Source organism: Telluria sp. ZT3P25 (genome assembly GCF_059685895.1).
Window position 1 is genome coordinate 26342 of the sequence record NZ_JCASIJ010000003.1, and the last position, 18785, is coordinate 45126.

General features: G+C 54.3%; 10 protein-coding genes and 3 pseudogenes. 7 read left to right on the forward strand and 6 right to left on the reverse strand.

The genetic code is table 11. From position 1 onward, the window contains the following. Nucleotides 1-695: 695 nt before the first annotated feature. Nucleotides 696-1606: pseudogene (locus AC56LY_RS23385) on the forward strand (IS5 family transposase). 21 nt (nucleotides 1607-1627) lie between these two features. On the opposite strand, the gene AC56LY_RS23390 reads toward AC56LY_RS23385, so the two are convergent. The 3 genes from AC56LY_RS23390 to AC56LY_RS23400 all read right to left on the reverse strand — a co-directional run bounded on the left by AC56LY_RS23390 (nucleotide 1628) and on the right by AC56LY_RS23400 (nucleotide 6213). Then, nucleotides 1628-2698 carry an integrase gene (locus AC56LY_RS23390; RefSeq protein WP_499583509.1) on the reverse strand — a complete coding sequence of 357 codons (1071 nt, stop codon included), beginning with the start codon at nucleotides 2696-2698 and terminating at the stop codon, nucleotides 1628-1630. 2574 nt (nucleotides 2699-5272) lie between these two features. Beyond that, nucleotides 5273-5755, reverse strand: coding sequence for a hypothetical protein (locus AC56LY_RS23395; RefSeq protein WP_499583510.1), 483 nt, complete (start codon nucleotides 5753-5755; stop codon nucleotides 5273-5275). Between the two features lie 140 nt (nucleotides 5756-5895). After that, nucleotides 5896-6213, reverse strand: coding sequence for a hypothetical protein (locus tag AC56LY_RS23400; RefSeq protein ID WP_499583511.1), 318 nt, complete (start codon nucleotides 6211-6213; stop codon nucleotides 5896-5898). Between the two features lie 113 nt (nucleotides 6214-6326). On the opposite strand from AC56LY_RS23400, the gene AC56LY_RS23405 reads away from it, so the two are divergent. Next, a complete protein-coding gene (locus tag AC56LY_RS23405; protein WP_499583558.1) occupies nucleotides 6327-6560 on the forward strand; it encodes a helix-turn-helix domain-containing protein in 234 nt (77 codons plus the stop codon). A 173-nt stretch (nucleotides 6561-6733) separates the two neighbouring features. Here the strand turns inward: AC56LY_RS23405 and AC56LY_RS23410 are convergent. Beyond that, nucleotides 6734-7407, reverse strand: a pseudogene (locus AC56LY_RS23410) (IS6 family transposase). 661 nt (nucleotides 7408-8068) lie between these two features. Here AC56LY_RS23410 and AC56LY_RS23415 point away from each other — a divergent pair. Both AC56LY_RS23415 and AC56LY_RS23420 read left to right on the forward strand, forming a co-directional pair. Next, a complete protein-coding gene (locus tag AC56LY_RS23415; protein ID WP_499583512.1) occupies nucleotides 8069-9082 on the forward strand; it encodes a tyrosine-type recombinase/integrase in 1014 nt (337 codons plus the stop codon). Beyond that, the gene (locus tag AC56LY_RS23420) at nucleotides 9079-9942 is read left to right on the forward strand and encodes a hypothetical protein (RefSeq protein ID WP_499583513.1); all 864 of its coding nucleotides are present in this window, start codon (nucleotides 9079-9081) and stop codon (nucleotides 9940-9942) included. The genes AC56LY_RS23415 and AC56LY_RS23420 overlap by 4 nt, the downstream gene beginning before the upstream one ends. Before the next feature lie 71 nt (nucleotides 9943-10013). On the opposite strand, the gene AC56LY_RS23425 is transcribed toward AC56LY_RS23420, so the two are convergent. Then, complete coding sequence (locus tag AC56LY_RS23425) at nucleotides 10014-11366, reverse strand: replication initiation protein (RefSeq protein ID WP_499583515.1); 1353 nt, start codon at nucleotides 11364-11366, stop codon at nucleotides 10014-10016. A 1414-nt stretch (nucleotides 11367-12780) separates the two neighbouring features. Here AC56LY_RS23425 and AC56LY_RS23430 point away from each other — a divergent pair. Together AC56LY_RS23430 and AC56LY_RS23435 are read left to right on the forward strand one after the other, a co-directional pair. After that, on the forward strand, nucleotides 12781-13875 hold the full coding sequence (locus AC56LY_RS23430; RefSeq protein ID WP_499583516.1) for a ParA family protein: 1095 nt from the start codon (nucleotides 12781-12783) through the stop codon (nucleotides 13873-13875). Then, on the forward strand, nucleotides 13875-14945 hold the full coding sequence (locus tag AC56LY_RS23435) for a ParB/RepB/Spo0J family partition protein (protein WP_499583517.1): 1071 nt from the start codon (nucleotides 13875-13877) through the stop codon (nucleotides 14943-14945). The genes AC56LY_RS23430 and AC56LY_RS23435 overlap by 1 nt, the downstream gene beginning before the upstream one ends. A 472-nt stretch (nucleotides 14946-15417) precedes the next feature. On the opposite strand, the pseudogene AC56LY_RS23440 reads toward AC56LY_RS23435, so the two are convergent. Continuing rightward, nucleotides 15418-15832 (reverse strand): annotated as a pseudogene (locus AC56LY_RS23440) (DDE-type integrase/transposase/recombinase); the annotation flags it as partial. 1880 nt (nucleotides 15833-17712) lie between these two features. Here AC56LY_RS23440 and AC56LY_RS23445 point away from each other — a divergent pair. After that, the gene (locus AC56LY_RS23445; protein WP_499583518.1) at nucleotides 17713-18405 is read left to right on the forward strand and encodes an IS6 family transposase; all 693 of its coding nucleotides are present in this window, start codon (nucleotides 17713-17715) and stop codon (nucleotides 18403-18405) included. The last annotated feature ends 380 nt before the right edge of the window (nucleotides 18406-18785 follow it).

An 18785-nucleotide genomic window follows, 5' to 3' on the forward strand; every position in this document is an offset into this window, starting at 1 on the left:
GGGACGTGCTGAAGTCTGCGACTTAGAGGCCGAGACCCGTGTCACTGGTTGACTGACAAATGAATTGGCTTTTGGTGGCATTGGTCAGTTTCCTCGCATCAAATTATAAATCTGCTGGGGCCATGAGTTTGGCCAATGTCTGTCGACAATTTGGAACAGATGAATTGTCAGCACCACTGCGCCGTTGGTATCTCGGCATTGCCGCTATCAGAATTCAGCCTAAACTAAGCTGGGCGCATCAATCCTTTACGCTGTCCCCACCAGCCGCAGTACCAGATTTCTGCAAAATCTAACCCAGCGGCCACATTCTTTGAGCTCCAAGAACGCAGCTCGAAGAAAGTGCGAGATGCTGCGGGGGGACGGTTACCGTAAGAGTGCGCCCATACCTAATGTGTTAAGGACGGTGTCGACTAAGTGCGAAGAATTATGTTAGTTGTGTGCAAAGAATAATGTTTGCTCGATGTTACTCTACTGTCGGTAATGTGCGATGTCGGTGGCAAGAAACTGGCCTTAGTGTGTGAGTAATGTGCAAGCTTTGTACGCTGCGAGTGTTGAAAATCGCTTATTCGCTTATTCGCTTATTCGCTTGCTCGCATGATGTGATGCTTTGTTGCACAAATCGGCCCGTGCAGCGTTCGAGCTTAGACGCGGGTTAAACTGACGGCATGAGTGCCCCAGTAAAACCGAAGTACTGAATAACCAACTGGAGAGACTACAACACTGCGCTGAAGGCGCGTGGCTCCTGCTCGTCTGGATAGACAAAGCCATGTGCTGGCACGGCAATGGAAGCGGCAACCGGGGCCGCCGTCCGGAGTACAGCGAGACCGCTATCTAGTTCCGCCTGATCATCAAGGCCTTGTTCAGTCTGGCTTTGCGCCAGGCGATGGGCATGGCGCAAAGCCAGCTCCAGTTCGCTGGTCTGGTCTGGACTGGCAGGTGCCAGATTTCAGCACCGTTAGCCGAGCCAGAAGCATCTTTCGGTGACGATTGCAGCCCAGCCGACGACAACGGGGTTGCACCTGCTGGTCGATAGTACGGGCATCAAGATGCTGGCGAAGGTGAGTGGAAGACTAAAAAAGCATGGGGCGAACTACCGTCGCCAGTGGCGCAGAGTCCACCCTAACATTGACGCGGCCACCCTGGAAATACGGGCTACCGAAGTAACCGACAACACTACCGGTGATGCGCCAATGCTATCTTGCATGCTCGACCAGATTCCCGCCGATGAGATCGTCGCCAGCGACAGCGGCGATGGTGCCGACGACACCAAAGGCTGTCACGAAGCGATTGCGCGACTTGGGGCGCAGGCGATTATCCCCACTCGCAAGAACGCCAAGCCATGGAAGGACCAGCGCCCCGGCGCAAAAGCCAGTAACGCTATCCTTGCAGCTACGCGCCGGCTTGGCCGGAAAATCTGGAAGAAGTGGAGCGGCTATCACCGACGTAGCCTTGTCGAAACCAAGATGCGTTGCTTCAAGCTGCTCGGTGAACGCGTCATGGCGCGTGTTTTGACCGGCAAGTCGCCGAACTGCAGGTCCGTGCCGCCATTCTCAACCGGTTCACCAGGTTGGGCACACCCACGACCGTGACGCTGACGATGCCATAATTCCGACTGGCGTTTGGGGATTTACAAACTCGGCTGATTTATGCAACAAAGCGCTACTGGGGAAATAACCGGGGCAGAGTGGACGGGATGGCGAAGGTCCATAACTGGAAAATCTGATTCGATGCTGAGCGGCCGCAGACAATGACCATTCTTCGCTTGATTGGCCGTCCCGTAGTTTCGCCGGGTCTTAGCGCTGAGGTGCCCCAAACCGCGACTCGCCGCGTCCGCGTCGCCCATGGCTTTTACATCCGCTGACCATTGGTGCCGGAAGGAATACGCTGTTATGGATTCAGGATGCTTAGGCCATAGGTTGCGTGAAAGACGTTGAATTTCCTTGCTGTAATTGCCTGCGTTTTCGATCGCGACCATTAACTCGTTTCTACCGTTCTGATTTACTTCATGAAGCAGGGTGCGCACAAGCGGATCGGTATCTTCTATCGCGTAGCTAACAAAGCGGTTAGGCTGCCCTTGCTTCTGTTTCACTTTCACACCTTCGACATGGAGACGAAGCACTGTTCGGTTTAAGCCCTCATGATGAACGACGCAGACTTTGATACCTTTGACGAGCTCACTCGGGCGGACGCCCAGGACCGAACTGACTATCAAAGCCAGGAAGTATTTGCCGTCGGCGCCCCGCCGGCAGAGCTGAATCCGCCAGTCTGGCGGTAGTCCTTTAAGCGATTGGCGTTTACTGTTGCGCTTACTCCTGGGTCGCGTCATCCCTTGTCTCTGAAGAACCGCCATGGCCAGTAGCTGCCGGTGCAAGGTGGACATGACTTCAGTCAGTCGGTCCAACTCTGCCTCAGAGGCTTCTAGTAGCTGAGTAGAGTGTAGATCTACCTCTCGCCGGAGGTAGAACTTCAACGCTGCCATCCTCTTAAAAAAAGTCGCCGGTCGATAAGTGTCTTGAACCGCCTCCACGAGTCCTCCTAAGTAAGAGTCAGTTCGCTGAATAAGTACCTGTGCGAGCCGCAGATATTCATCTTCGGTGCGTTCTGAGCGGCCAGTTGAAGGCATACTTGATTTAATAACTGGCAGAAGTTCCCTGCAAACAGTTGTGATGTCAATTAGACGTGTCACGACTTCCTCCATCGCCCTATTTCCTTATCAGTGTCGTTGTAAAATGCTATGGGAATCTCTCGAATGCGTCCCACGCGTAAATCGGCTAGTAGGTTGTCTCGACTAGATGGTGTATGCCCGCGTCTGCATGTGCCGCCCTCTAAAAAGTAATGCTCAAAAAACCCGTTTTGTTCGGTGTGTATGAAGTGTGTCGGCGTATCGCTGGGCCAGCAAAAGCATCAATCTTTCCAAGTGATTAGATTTTTCTCGGTTGGTTCTGACTGCGTAGTGCTTTGATTACTCGGCTTTAAGGTCGGTGTCTAGACGTAGGCGTAAGAGCTCGTGTCTTGAGACGGTCGTTTCGGTTGAAATCATTTTCCAAAAGCTTCCCACACCGCATGAGCGTCGTCCTTCGCAATACTAGCCCTTTCTACCTTCCCAATGATGGCCTCGACGAATGCTTAATCTTTGGCTCGGATTAAGTATTTATTCGCGGGTATAGAGGGTAGCGTATGCGGGGTTTGCGTTAGCCTAAAGTTGGACTTTTCGTCGGTGTTAATATTACCGTGGGAACGGTTAGATGGCGTACCCATATTATATTGATACTGTTCAGATATAGTTTCTTCCGGTGGTGTTCCTGCCCATGCTGCGTCCAAAATGGCCTAAAATTCGTCAGAGGGAGACCACTCGAAAAGGAAATCAGATAAGGTTGCTGCCACAACTCTGGTGAGCAACAAAGATTGTTCAGTGCGCGGTCAAGGAGCTGCGGGCCAACGGATTGAACCGCAAGGTGGTGCTCGCACCAAATCCGAACCTGTAGAAACATTTGGGTCAGATTAGACCATGCTAGCTCATCTGCCTTCGAACGGTCGATTACATGCAGCGACTGAACCTGAGGCCATCCTAAGTTTGAGCCGGTGATACGCGGCACAACAGGTAAGCACCACTCACGTTGGGAGCTGGACGGTTATCAGCTTAAGAAAGGCAGTTCTGTCTTCACTAATGCATTGTTGTAGCCCAGGGCAAAGCCAGAAGCGCTGAACGTCAACGGTGCGTTACCGACTCATCTTATTTCACCTCGCAAGTCTGGCTCTGCTAATCTGCTTATTGATGGAATCCAGACTCCTATTTCTTCACCACGGAGCCGATGGTGAAATTCTGCGAGTTCCCAAAGCAACTCGGGGGAAAGGTTAGGTTGATCTTAGTTCTACGCCAAATAGTGACCCGGTTCATTCCTAGCCAGGTTTCTAAGTCGGAGTACGTAATAGTGCGCGTATTCATTGGCTCATTCACGTTTTACAAGTAATGAGTCGATCTTGGCTGAAGAAATATCTTTCGTCAATCTCAGCATATTAGCGACCACCTGCTCAGCACAATGTAGTTTTTAGCGAGTATATTGTTTTGATAGAAAGGTGCAATTCGAAAATTTGGACGACAGTGGAATGATCCGTAAGAAAAGCAGCGCAGCGCCCCAACGTTCCAATCGGCCTGCCCTAACGTCGCTAGTTGGGTGGGTGTGAGAGACAACAGTAAAGCCGCTGCTAGTTGTCTTTTAACAAGAGACTGACGAACAAAGATAGGAAACTCGTGAAACTTATTGAACATTCAAAAACTTGTCGATACGGTTTTTTAAAATTAAATAGTCGTTTAGTATCAATGGCTTACGTTAAGCTTAGGCTAGGAATGGTCTCTAATTACGCAGGGCAGCGTTTCCCATAAAAGTGTTGTTTTTCTTTAACATTTTAACGCCAGTATGTGGGTAGTGTGCCGCGCGAATTGCTTGCGTCATGCTCACCGTAGTCGAAATGGGATGCCCTTACTTCTGAGGACTTTACTTAGCTGGCGCCGAGGGAATAGCCTGCAGGATGCGATAAGCTCTAAACGAGGTGGTGCTGCGGTGTCAGGACAGCGCTACAAGACTAGCGCGTATGCGTCTAGCGTCGAGAGGCCAGGCCGGAAGACGAGCAGTACACACAGACCGCAACGTATGGTGGCACAGCCGCTAGCATCTTCTCAGCTACGCCTCATCCTGTTGAGGACGATCCAAGTCACATCTTGGCCAACCACGCAGACCATATGTAGCCGAAAGCCGAACCCGGCCTCTGCCTGAACATATTTCCGCGGAACTTGGGGATTGCCGGCGGCATACGCATCTCTCCAGTTAGCGGGCCTCAGGCAAGGGCCTCCTTCGCCTTCTGTTACCGTATTAGCATCGTCGACGTCGACAGTGACAAGATATTCGATACCACGCGAATGCCGATCCCCTCCCCCGAATGTGCTAGCCCTCTGCGGTTCGCGGCTGGGGCTGGTGTCGACCTCGACATGAGGCGGGATGCCACTAAGCTCTCTGCGATAAAGTTGCGAAAGTACAGACGCTGCGGGCGCGTCTGTGCAGGATTTGAAACGATTTTATGGCTTGGGGGCGTCGATCTGGTCGGCCGAGTCGCGCAAGTCCGGAGCTGACGTAAGTGCTGCCAGACGAGCGACGTGCCCCCCACAAGCGGACCGTTTAGCCGGCATTACACGCGCCCGGGCATCTCTTCACGAAGAAGGCAGGGAAAGACAGTATCTCTTTTTAGTAGAGACGCTCCACGCGCAACGCCGAAATTATCCCGCTTTATTACTGTTCTGCCATGCCAGCCAGCCGTGACAATGCGCGCGTGCATCGTGTAAGGCGTGATGCCATGGCCCGTTACGCTCGTGATATCGAACTACAGCATGATTAAATACTGATGAATCGACGTGTTCTCGCAGGTCATATCGACCAGTCAGGTTAGGAGGACGGGCGTCACCCAACGCATCAAGAAGTAATTCCCAATCTGTAAAGCTGTCGCAAGCAATAGTGATGCTGTGCGGTAGTGTTGCAAACCACTTTGCGAGTTGCGCTTTCATTTGCTTTCGGTCAAGGGTGGTGCCGGCGTTTTCTAGTTGTGGAATCACAGCAGCGTGGACGAACGAGTTGCACCATTGCCGCTCGTAATCCGACCGCTCTAGGTACAATTCATGTTGCCCGTCTTCGCTCACCATGCCAATGCTAATGAGGTCGCAGTTTAATGAGTCCGTATATTCCGTATCGAGAAAGATGAGCAAAAAACTCTCCAAAGGTGTGTAATGTGGCCGAGCCGAGTACGACTTGCCGGACTGCAAATTAACCTATTTTTGATGTCAGGTCGCCCACAATGACCTTCACGATAAATTTTCGAGAAGAAGCATTTTGCGAGGACAGCCTCTTACTCGAGGACCCACCCAAGAAAGGCCAAACCTATGCCAATCAGTACGAAGCCGAAAAATGCAATCACCCCCACGGCTACGATGAGCTTACGGTACGCATAGCTCAGCAAAAAAACACTAAAGCCAAACACCACATAGATCAACTTTGTGGTTGTAGTGTGTAAGACAAAAAACGGAACTGCTGAGAGTATGTAGCTCAGCAGCCAGAGACAAGTGCCAGTTGCAAGAGACGGCACCAGCACGTCGAGAAACGTGCCACTTTCTGCGTGCATTTCTTCATCCGACAGAATTCTGTTGCCAACTTTATACCAACCCATTTATGTTCCTCCAGTTATATCTGTAGATTATATTCAACATATGACGGAAAACAACCATTTTTGTAGAATATATTCCGTGGATTGATGGTCTCAGCATGTTCATCCTTATGTCGATGGGACGAGACTATGAACAGGTGCGTCAAGACTTGGCGCGCAACATGAGGACACTTCGAATCAAGCTCAGCTTGTCGCAGGAAGCGCTCGCTCTTAGCGCTGATGTTGATCGTACCTATGTCAGTCAGATTGAGAGAGCAGTAAGTAACCCGTCTTTGCTCGTGCTCTGCAAATTGGGGGCAGTTTTGAAAACGGACGTGCCAAGTTTGCTAGAGAGTACAGACAACGGATGAGAAGAGCTCGGGTAGTGGTCTGATGGTTCCGGACACCTTGATAGGTTTGAAGGAGTTCACATGACTAGGCAACGCCGCAATTTTGACCCCAGCTTGAAGCGGTTCTGTCGCGTTAGCGAGCTGGAATGAAGTTTTTGCTGGAGCGAAAAGCGGAATGCTTAGGCTGGACGAGCCTATCGCGCCAGCGCGTAAAATTGCTCGGCAACGATGTGCCGACAGCACCAGTGAGTGCGAACTGTCCCTTACGAATCATGTGGATGAGCTCAACGCTGGCGAGAACTCACCGGGCGGCTTGGAAGGATTTGAAGTTCAGCATTGGCCGGGTCACTCGCTTGATGGCGCGGTGGTCCGGTTCAACGATGTTGTTAAGATATTTGACTTTGCGAACCACAATGGGCTTTTCCCGGTTCGCGTTAATCGAATCAATGGCTGCCTTGTTGGCGCCGTTCTTGTCCATCGCGACCTTTTCAGGATCGCTGCTACCTCCCATGGCCTTGTTGAAGAAGCGCTTCGCCGCAGCTATATCGCGCTTGGCCGTGAGCAGGAAATCGCCGGTTTTGCCATGTCTGTCGACACCACAATAATGGTATTTCTAGGTGCCCTTGACCTTGATGTACGTTTCGTCCATGCGCTAGATGCCGCCAACTTGACGCTTGTGCTTGCGGACTATTTTCTCGATCAGCGGCAGGAAGCGGATCGTCCATCGCACGATCATCGAATGGTCAGCCGACACCCCACGCTCCTGCATCATCTCCTCAAGGTGCCGGTAGCTTAACCGATAAGCGGCGTACCAACGGATGCAGACCATCGGAAAGCGCATACCTTTGAAGTTGAGCATGTCGTTCATCCTGGATTCGGGTATCGCCGCTTACCCGACCGGCCCGCCGACGTTCGCTAATGCGAACAGAACCTAGACCAACAGTGTGCATTGGCTCGTTGGATAAGGAATCGCTACTAAACAGTGCAAAAGGAATCTAGACGAAAGTCAGTGCGTTTTTATTCCTGCTCTGTTTCCTGCGCCTGGACTGGCCGCCGGCTAGCCCAACGCCGGCGTTCTGCCAGCGGAATCCACTATCGAAAACGCCTAGCTCTCGGAGATCGCCATGCTGGCGCCTCGCGCATGATGTTCGCGCCTCTCCATCCCCTCCATCGACGAGTCACCTCGGGCGTTAGCATTAGCCACAATTGAAACTAACGAACGGATCAAAAAGAACAAAGCGTCCCTCCAGACACACCTCGGGCTACTCAAACTGCAGCCTCCGCCTGGCCACCAGCCGTCGGGTGCTAAAAGAGTTAAAGGAACAAAAAGAACAAAGAGAGTCCAAAGAATCCCCCCGGCCCCGGCCCGGAGCCAGCGGCGTTCGCATCCCCTTGGGGTTAATCAGGTTACCTGTCTGTTAGTTTCATTTATGGTATCCTAGTCATATTTACGATGAAAAACCATGCCGGTTCGCGCCCTCGGCGCCAGCCGCCAAGCGACAGCGGTGATCGTAAATAACGAGGTGCCTATGCCCGACCTGAAAACGTGGGACGATGATCCCCTTGCCGCCTTCACGGCCTTCGTAGCAACGCCAACTTTCGCCAGCACCAGCCGGCGACTTGGCGAAGCCGAGCCCGAGGCAATCTCCACGACTTCGGCGGCGGTCTACACCTTCATGTTCCGCAAGTTCGCGGCCTGGCTAGCCGGCCAGAACCGCCCCTTTTCGCAGGTTGAGGAACGCGACCTGGTGCGCTTCATCAGCCAGCTGCGTAGGCGCGGTGAGCAAAACAGTGGGATCACCGAACGGTATCTGCGCCTGCTCGAGCGCTGCTACAGCTACCTGCAGATCGCACCGAACCCGGCGACGTCGGCAATCAAACTCGCTACCGACAACCACTACCTCGCGCAGAACGTTGGCACCGAAGCTCTCGACAATGAGCAGGTAGCCGCTTTCGTAGCCGCCCTGCCCCCGCTCGATCCGCCCGGCGCTAACCGGGCCGGGCGACTGCCCAAAGCGTGGAAGCGCCGGCGCGATCACGCCGTACAGGCGACGCTGCTGTTCGGAGGCTTGAAGGTGGCCGAAGCGATCGGTCTGCATCTGGGCGAGGTAGAGGACTCGTTTAGCCCGCTGCCGATCCGGCTGAAAATCAATCCAGAAGACAAACACGCCACAAGCTACGAGCATGACACCATCGTTCACGGCTACGGCGCCGACGCGCTGCGCTACTGGCTCATCGAACGGCTGGCCGAGGATATTAAGGGGCAGCGCCTGTTAAAAGGCGACCTAGTCTTCCCTGGCGATGCCGAGGGCAAGCCAATTTCAAAGGTAACGCTCTGGCGCCAAGTCAAAGCGACGTTCGCTCGGGCAGGCATTGATGTCAACCGAAGTGGCGGCCGTACCTTGCGGAACACATTCGCCTCGCAACAATTGAAGGAGCACGGCCGCACGAAAAACGATGTCAAAGGCTATCTCGGTCTTGCGTTGGAACGGTCAGCCGAGATTTACGAAACAGCCAAGCCGAGAAAGAAAGGTACCCGATGAAGCTCTCGGAAATCACAAACATCCTGGCCGCGGCCGGATTGCCTGCGCTCTCGCGCGACCAGCTGCTCGAGCTGGCCAGCTCCGGCGCCGGCAAACGGTTCGAAGCGGCCCTCCTCGCCTTCGCCGCCGGCGATCCCCAGCAGCGTGACGAGCTCGGGTCAACTGTCCGCGTGCTAGACGCAACGACGCGGGCGACTCTGAAGCTCATCGGTAACCAGTTGCCCGTCGACGAGCTGGTGACAGTGGCGTGCAAAGAGCAGCGCCAGTTCTTCGACGCCATCGACGCGATCGCCTTACGCACGCCACGCGCCGCGGCTGCGCGGAGCTATCTGGCCGGACTAGGCGCAGCAGCTGTGGTCGCCGACAACACGCCGGCACCAACGGTGGATCCACCGTACTATAGCTTTAAGATTTTTTCCTCCGCGGCGGCGCTATGCATCGCTGAGGCTACGACCAGGGCGGAGCGCAAGCACACCATCAACATCGAGGGCGCCGTGGCGCTCGCCGGCGGCGGCGCTCGCAAGACATTCGACTGGCCAAACAAGATCGTGGTGCAACTGACCGTGCAGGAAGCCTACCAGGTGCTGGCTCTGCTGGAGAATAAGATTCGGTCGCTCCGCTTCGACGGTCATGGCCGCGAGCACGACAAATCGCTCCAGATCGAGTTTCAGGACTCCCATTATTTTTTCCGATTGATCCAGCGCGGGCGGGCTGCGGTAGCGGTCCAGGTACGTGCGGTCGACTCGTTCCAGATCGTCTCATTGCTCTACAAACAACTCTTGCGAAACGAAAGTCACTTGCAAATTGCCGACATCCGCGCGATGGTCGACCGCATGGTCATGATGATCACTGTCAGGTAGCCAGATAGCGGCCAGAACCAGCGGCCTAAGTGCACGCCCCGCCGACCTATATGGATTGAGCTACGCACCTGCTAGGAACGATCCTGGCCTGCAAAGTTCGACAGCTCCTCGACGCCCGGCTCGCCCCACAGGGCCTGTGCATACCACAGACCGAGTGAGGTCCTCGTCACGCCCGAATCAAGCACCTTGCCGATGGCTACGGGCCTCAGCGTAGACTGGGCTTGGAACTGGGCATATACCTCTGCGCGCTGCTGTTCGTCCATCTCTCTGAATACGTCGAGTGCGGTCTTGGCGCGCTCTGCACGGAAACGCTCCAGCAGCGTCGGCGCCGCCGGCGCCGGATCCTGTTTCTGCTTGCCCGCGACCTTCGGCGCCGGCGCTTTGACGTCGTTGTTGAGCGCCCATCGGAAGTATGCCGGCTTCGATCCGATCGGCGCGCCCGTCTTAACGAGTAACCGTGCCTCGACCACATTCAAGGCTTCGCTAACCTTGTCCGCCGGATGCTGGGCCAAGATATCGGACGCTTCATGCTGGTTCAAACCGAGCTTCATTAGCCGTTCGAGCAGCGTGACGTCAATGACCGGAGACGAATCGGCTTCCACCTGCGGTTCCTTCGACAGTTCCACCCTGAACTGGAGATACTCGACGCGCAGGCCTTTCTTGTGTTCGATCAGTTCAACGTCAATGTCAGTGACCGCGTTGAGTTCGGCAATGGCGCGCTTGAGCACATCGCGCTTGAAATACTTGTATTCCGGCAGGCTGCTCGTATCATCCGGCACCGGATTACCGGTCAGGACGCCATACCAGTGCACATATGTCTCGACATAGGTAACCTTCGACGGATTGGTCGCGTAGCGTCGGCACACTTCGTACAGTGCAAGTGATGGTCCGCCGCGCAACATGCCCTGGTAGTAAATGCTCAGACGGGTGTAGGTGTGCGGCTGCATCACGCTCTCATGCACCTCGGGCGGAAATGCAAAACCGATCCAGACCTGCCCGGTCTTGCTGCGCAGTCCTTTCGGATTGACAAACGTGACCGAGGCGATCAGGCGCTCGCTGGTCCACTGGCGGTCCGTCTCCAGGCGCAGCTTAATGTCCTGCATGCGCTCGATCTGCTCACGCAGGAACTGCATGTCCTTGCTGTCGTAATGAGCGTCTCTGGCCAGTTCAGACAAGGGAACCCAAAAGTATTTCTTGGATGATGGCGTATCGACCGGGGCCCGCTGTCCGAGCGAGCCGATCTTTTGCGCATGATGAACCAATACGTTAAATACCTTGCGGTTCAACAATGTAAGGGAGCCTTCGACGACCCGCAGTCCAATGGCCTCGTTCGACTTATTAAATTCGAGTGAAGGTCGAGTGATGACGGTGACAAGGGCGCCATTCGCGGCACCGGTCGGTTTTTCTCTGGGTTTGCGCGGCAACGGTGATTGCTCCTCAGGTCGTGCTGGGTAGTATCGATTGAAGTGCGTGAATTATGGCACTGTAAGCTTAGGTGAGAAAATATTTTTCACAAATTTATAGGTGAATTCAACAAATTCACCTTCTATGCGCCAGTACTTTCTCACCATAGACACCCAGCGGGTGTTCAAACTCCCTGTTAAATCTCACCTAACCTATCTATCGAGGGAAGCCATCCCTGTAGAAGCTCACCTATACGCCTCCAGAGCGATCCAGCTCCCTGTACGGCCTCACCGTCAACACCGGTTTCCCGTATGAGGGCCGGCCTAGTAGGCAGAAGATACGCACTTCTGGCGACGAACCTGCCTTGATAGCGCTGCAGGTGCCCACGTGACCCCCTGCATAGTCTCACCTTTGGCCAAATACACCCAGTTCTCCCTGTAGCGCCTCACCTTTACAGGAGCGAAGTACTTTAACTCCCTGTGTTGTCTCACCTTGGAAGGTCTTACCGCGCGTACAGTATCGTATACCATCGTTTTAGTCCCTGTATTACCTCACCTTCAAGTACCGAACGTGCTTGAAGGAAATAACCTCCTGAGATGAGGTCAACTCCAAACACGAAATACTCGCCAAATGGAAAATATAAAGGGAATCGGCTGATTGAATCTATGCAGAACAATGGCATTAATTTCGATCCGGTATCAAAAGCAGAGCACGTCCTATATATCGCACGATGATGCCCCGTAAAAGCTCACCTACGGGGGCAAATTGGCGCCTCATAATCCGGCGCTGGGTCATCACTCCCCGCAGACACTCACCCAATTTAGGTCATGTCCCTGTACAGACTCACCCAAGGAGTCCCTACACCCTGTATCCACTCACCTAAAGTACCTGTGGATTCTCACGGATTTCGAACCTACTCCCTGTAGCGGCTCACGAAAACCCCTGTACAGTCTCACCATACCCCCCGCAAGATCTCACCGTTAACCCGTGGAACCCGCATGGCTGCTGAGTTTGCGCGCAGGTAAACAGGTGTTAACGGGTTAACTTTGTTATTCAAATAAACCTCTCAATAGCACGGGACAACAAATTGTGAGGAAAAAGACCGGAAACGACAGCGACGGCGACGGCGACGGGCCCAGTATCAAGGCGAGTCGGCACTATGCTAGAGCAGAACTCGAAGTATCGAAGAATGCTGTTAGCAAGAAATTGCACTCCCTGTAGGATCTCACCTTCCGATCGCGACACATTGGTTGTACGGATTGGCACCACTATCACCAAGTACGTTTATGCGTAGAAATCTAAGTGTGAGACGTTGTAAGCTAATTGTGCATCAATGAGATGTGTGCAAGGCTGAAAGCCATTTATGGAAAAATATCCTTGCATCGACACTTTGCTTCTGCGAGAATAATTGCAGATTACATCACGGAGCTTATAGTGGCGCAACGACCCGTTGTTGAAAAGACGTTCAAAGTGCAGGCAGTAGCAACCATGCTCGGCATCAGTGCCGACACTGTACGCCGCGATTCTGACGAAGCCGATATCAAAGTACAGCGACAGGGTGGCGAAGGGCCCAAGACGCGCCTGTTCACGATCGAGAACGTGTTCGAACTGGCAGCGCACCGGCGTCGCAAAAACGGCCTAACTAAACGCAGTCCCCTGATCATTACCGTTTACGCTGCCAAGGGTGGTGTGGGTAAGACGACGTCGGCAGCCAACATTGGTGCCGCTTTTGCCTTGCGTGGCCTGCGCGTGCTATTAGTCGACCTGGACTTCCAGGCCAACCTAACGATGGCGTTCGGCTACGATCCGGAGGTGACGCAGGAGGAGGCTAATGAACTAGGGATGGATCCGGGAGCAGTCGTGAAGTACCATTTTGGCAATCTATTGCCGCAATGGAGCAAGGACGGCAGCGTCGAACCGCTAGCCACGGTTATCAAGAAGCCGTATGGTGAGCATGGGCCTCACCTGATTCCATCGGAACTCGGGTTCGACGACCTTGAGGCGATTTTCACGCTTGAACGGCTGATGGAGAGAAAACCGGAACTAGCGATTGCAACCTGGCTACAAAAAGGACTCTCCGGAGAAAATGCGAACGTGGATCTATCCCAATATGACGTCATCTTGTTTGACGCGCCGCCGGCAAAGAATCAGGCGACGCGCGGTGCGATGCTTGGCAGTGATTTCGTGGTCACCCCCGTGTCGATGGAGCGCTTTAGCACAAAATCGGTGTCGTACTTGGCCAAGGTTCTCGGCGAGCTCCAGCGTGATCATGGGCGGTTTCCGCGCATGATCACGTTGGCCAATTTCTACGATATGCGGCGCGCCCGTGTTGCGGCCCAAGTGGTAGCGCTGACGACCAAGTATCCAGATGCCTGGCTTGAAAAACAGATCGCTACCAGCGAGGAGTTCCGCAAGGCGCTGTCGGATGACGTGATCATGCCTGTGATTCTTTCCAGGCCAAGCAGCGGACCAGCGGAGGAGCTTCGCGCCGTGGCCAATGCATTACTTGAGAAGATGGAGGCGGCGTAATGGCGAACTCATCCAGTAGCCGTTCCCAGGCAGACTTGACGGCGGAACTGCAAGCGCGGCTGCGCCAGAGCGGCAACGCGACGGCCCCTGCGGCCACGCCGATTGCGCCTGCAGCGCCGGCTCGGCCAGGCAATATGCACATGAATGATGCTCCCCGCGGTCCGTCGCGCTCCCTGCAAGACTTGGTGGGCGCACAGCCAGCCGCGGGTGAGGCTGACGCCGCGTCAAAGATAATGCAAGATGTGAACGTGCCGGTCGATCTCAACGAGATCGACGATTCTCCCTATCAGCCCCGCACCCGTTACGACGAGACGGAGCTGCTGCTACTGGGCGAGCAGCTGCGCATGCAGGGGCAGGATGAACCGGTGCGCGTGCGTCGACTGGCAAATGGCCGCTACCAGCTCATCTCTGGACACAGACGCGTGCGCGCGGCGCGACTGATCGGCTGGGCCACCATCGTCGCCAGGATCCTCACGCTCGAGGACCGTGAGGCGGAAATTGCCACACTTACGAGCAACGAGTCGCACGTCGGATTGAGCGACTTCGAACGCGGCTGCGCTTACCAGCTCGCGCTCGACAAGGGTTTTGCGACGACCCAGAAGGACGTGGCGCGCCTGTTTGCCTGCTCCCAAGGCCGCGTCTCTCAATGTTTGTCGGTGGCGCGCCTCCCGCCGCCACTTGTTGCGATGCTAGCAGACTATCCGTCGCTGCTGACCTACCGCCACGCAAAAATCGTGCGTGAAGTCCTCGACCATGACCCGGAAAGCTTGCCAGCCGTAATGGCTGCCGTCGAAACGATGATTGACGAGCCGGAGCTGGAGCCGGAACAGCTGCGTGTACGCTGTACCACAAAGAAGGTCGGGATGCGCACGCGCGCTAAGGTCGCGATACAAAAGACAGTACCTGACCGAAGTGGCGAATCGGTCTTCACGGTGCGCTCGAACAATCGCAACCTGGTCGTAAACTTCAACGACCGGCTATCGCCCGAGCAAAAGGCAGAGGCCGAAAAGCAGATTCTGGCAGCGCTGAAGGGCGTCGTCGAGAGTCTCGAGGTGCCTGACAATGCATGAGCTGACGGGCGCTGCTGTGCAGTGCTAAGGGCGCGATAAAAAATGTTCTTGGGAAGCTGGGTGTTATGCGGACATTTCGGCTTTCTTGCACCACCTAGGTTGGCGCCCCTGCCTCCTGCCCGGTAGGCGCGCACAACAATGCATTGGATCCTTTGCAACCACGCGCAACTAAATCGGTAAGTGGGCCATTGTCCTGGCACAATTTCAGCGCTTGGCTTGGCCAGCTAAAGTCCGGAACCACGGTAGGCATTTCTTTCGTTTGAGCAGATGAGACTGGATATCGATCCCATCAGTCGGGATGACTGGTGTCCTAGCCATTGAGAAGTTTTCGCGCGAACGCCAGTCATTTCTAGTCTGCCGACGTTCCAGCAGCGGCAAACGTTAGCAAGCGGTGGCCCTGTCTCGCATCCTCGGTGGTTCTGTCGCGTTGTTGAGCAAATGACAGAATTTTCCTTGAACCGCGATGTGCCGCTCAAACCGAGCGGACTATTCCTGCCAACGCAAAAAGTTGGTCGGCGAACGCCATGGCATCAACGCCGTCGATCACGTACTGGCCCTTGCGGATCATGTGCATCAGCTCAATGCCGACGAGTACAGTCCCAGCGGACCGGCACGATTTGAAGTTGAGTATCGTCCTAGTCACCCGCTTGATGGCGCGATTATCCTGCTCGACTAAGTTCTTAAGTTACTCTACCTGGATCACAAGGATCGGCACGCCGCGGCCGGCGTTGACTGTATCCATGGCCGCGTTGTTGGCGCCGCTTTTGTCCATCGCGACTTTGTTTGGTCGCCGTTCACTCCCATCGCCTTGTCGAAGAAGCGCTTCGCCGCGGCCATGTCGCGCTTGGCCGTCGGCAGGACGTCAAGGTCTTGCCCTGCTTGTCGATGAAGTTGTGCCGGTGTTTCTATTGATATGCGTTCAATGAAGCACCATCGCTCCCCTTTTGGGATGCGCAGAAGATCGGCTGTGTAGGTTCGACAGTGGCGTATGGTCAGACCATTTTATTAGCAGGTAATAATTCGCTCTTGTAGACACTGGTATTGCCGTTTCGCTACGTGTGCTGACGCGCGCTTTATTAGCAGCTAATAACTGTGGCATCTTGCGTTCGCGCCTAGAAACTAAAATCTGGCGACGTTATCAAGATGTGGTGGGCATAGGTTCATGCCTGCGTTGGACATTGCTAAGTGGGCTGCAGTCATACATACGGCAAGAGTATTTATTATCCAGGCATCTAGGTGATCTTAGAGAAAGCCGCCTGCATTGCGTGGCAACTTTTCCCGGTAGACACCGTGGCATCGTGCTAGCATACATTTTGGCACTTGCGAAACCAAGAATCCGAGCAGGCCATTGACACGGGCTTATTAGCAGCTAATAGTGTAGCCGTGCCATTCTCATGCGGCAAGTAGTGTTGGCACGCATTCTTGTTCTGCTGAAGTTCAGTAGCAATGTTACTCACGACGCTTAAAAGCAGCAGTCGTTACATTAGTCGCCTGCCTGCAAAAACTAAGAATCTGTTCGCGACTTGACTGACGGATGGCATCTGAAACAGAGTCCACCAATCGCGCCACGACAATGACCGGTAGCCTGACCAACCCGAGGAGGTGATGTTGCATGCAACCACGAATCCATAACAACTCCCGCATCTGGTCGGGCACTCATGCGACTAGGCCATGGGCAGCCTGCCGGCCTTAATACCCATTCGTAGCAGCTGTAATTGCTATTCACCGTCCAGATTGATGGATCTAACCCGTGCTTTATAAATGTAGGAAGCTAACATTTTAGCTATCGGGGTCTTGGTGAAACATGTGTACGTTCACGCCTTGGCGCCGGTTGGCTCTTGGCACCGATAACCAAGCAGGCAATTGACCGATTCTATTTAACCGAAAGCACTGGTCTGTCCAGCGCGGTTGACCTGATCAAAAGAGAGCTGCTATTGCATGCGATTTTAGACGGGTTTAGAAGGCATCGCGGCCGAACTACCGCTTGTGCTATGGGCAGATATTAGCGACTCATAAGACAGAGCGTTTGCTACCTGGGTGCCATGATGCTTGCGCGCTCGCTCATTCCTCAAGCACAATTTTCTACAGAAGCTGTGCACGGATATGATCAGCAGCTAACAGAGCCTATGTTTTACTATTGCCGAAGCCCCTATCCATTCCCGTTCAGGTGCAGTATTAACGCCCATTTCTGGCGCATGGAGGGTTACCGGCGCAGGTGCAACTAGTGCCGACGTGCCGGACTACATTATTAGCAGCTAATAAATAGCTCTTCCAAGACTGGTAGTGAAGTTTTCCACTCGCCCACATGACTTCGTCCTTACGAGCCACTAATAACCTCGTCGTCTACGGGAGATCAGTCACACGCAGACGAGGGCGCGTCAATGACGCGATTAAGATTGGTGCATTCCCGTATAGAACAGAGCCACGCTATCGGTTCAGTTGCTGATAGTAGCAGCAATATTATAAGCGTAGACGCGAAGAGCGGTAGGTCGCGCCTGTGTCGTAGTGGAGGTCCTCATGTTCTGCGCGCACAAATACTCGTACTCCGAACACACAATCTCAGACAGGATCCCAGTGTGGCATTATTAGCAGCTAATAATGCATAGTCAATTACCTCATGATGCTGTTTGGCGCGGCGATTGGTATGATGGTTACCGTTGGAACCCTGGGCCTGCTCTACGTGCTGGCCGGGTTCTGTCGTATTAGCAAACCGCCGGGGGTGGCGGGATGAGATAGAGTGCGGCGCCCGACCACTCGATGAGTCGACATGCTCAACTTCAAAGGAGCGCGCTTTCCGATCGATGTGATCTTGGTCTGCATGCGCTGGCATGCGGCCTACCCGCTGAGCTACCTGCACCTCGAGGAGATAATGGAAGAGCGCGGCGTGTTGGTCGACCATTCATCGATCAACCGGTGGGCCATTCGTTTCCTGCCGCTCATCGAGAAGATGGCCCGGAAAAACAAGCGCCCGGTCGGGGGCAGCTGGCGCATGGATGAGACCTACATCAAGGTCAAGGGCGTCTGGAAATACCTCTACCGCGCTGTCGACAAGCAGGGTAAGACCGTCGACATCCTGCTGACGGCAAAGCGCGACATGGCCGCGGCTAAGCGCTTCTTCGAAAAGGCTATGGGAGCGAACGGCGATCCGAACAAGGTCGCGACGGACAAGAGCGGCGCCAACAAGGCGGCCATGGATGCGATCAACGCTGGCCGCGATGTGCCGATCCTTGTACGCCAGTTTAAATACCTCAACAACATTGTCGAACAGGACCATCGCGCCGTCAAGCGGGTGACTAGGCCGATGCTCAACTTCAAATCGTTCCTGTCTGCCGGCTCTGTACTCGCAGGCATCGAACTGATGCACATGATCCGCAAGGGCCAGTTCGCAATCGACGGCGCCGAGGCCATGTCGTTCGCCGACCAATTTTTTGCGCTGGCAGGATTAGTCCGTCCAGTTTGAGCGGTGCAGTGTCGTCCTAGGAAAATTCTGTCGTTTGATCAACAACGCGACAGAACCTAAGTAGTTCCCGCTAGTATGAGTTTGAGATTTTCTTGGCTCGTGTCTTGATCGCCATCGGTACCTTGCCAGATGCCTCTGCCCAGGCCTATCCGTAGCCCCAGTGCAGGTCGTCGGCGACGAGTTGGTCATCCTCCATGTGCAGGACAGGTCTGAACGTGCCTGGTGCGACGTTATAGCTGCCCTTTGCTTCCGAGCGGCTGATGATCGAATCGGCCCACGTGACGTCAGCGATCAGCTAAGAGACATCATTTTGATCAATATGCCCGCAAATTTTGGCCTCCAGCGGTTGTATCAAACATTTTTGCGTAAGAAATTTCGAT

Coding starts and splice junctions, on each gene's coding strand:
- AC56LY_RS23420 (WP_499583513.1), top strand. CDS start 9,079: ATGAAGCTCTCGGAAATCACAAACATCCTGGCCGCGGCCGGATTGCCT.
- AC56LY_RS23405 (WP_499583558.1), top strand. CDS start 6,327: ATGGGACGAGACTATGAACAGGTGCGTCAAGACTTGGCGCGCAACATG.
- AC56LY_RS23400 (WP_499583511.1), bottom strand. CDS start 6,213: ATGGGTTGGTATAAAGTTGGCAACAGAATTCTGTCGGATGAAGAAATG.
- AC56LY_RS23435 (WP_499583517.1), top strand. CDS start 13,875: ATGGCGAACTCATCCAGTAGCCGTTCCCAGGCAGACTTGACGGCGGAA.
- AC56LY_RS23415 (WP_499583512.1), top strand. CDS start 8,069: ATGCCCGACCTGAAAACGTGGGACGATGATCCCCTTGCCGCCTTCACG.
- AC56LY_RS23390 (WP_499583509.1), bottom strand. CDS start 2,698: ATGGAGGAAGTCGTGACACGTCTAATTGACATCACAACTGTTTGCAGG.
- AC56LY_RS23445 (WP_499583518.1), top strand. CDS start 17,713: ATGCTCAACTTCAAAGGAGCGCGCTTTCCGATCGATGTGATCTTGGTC.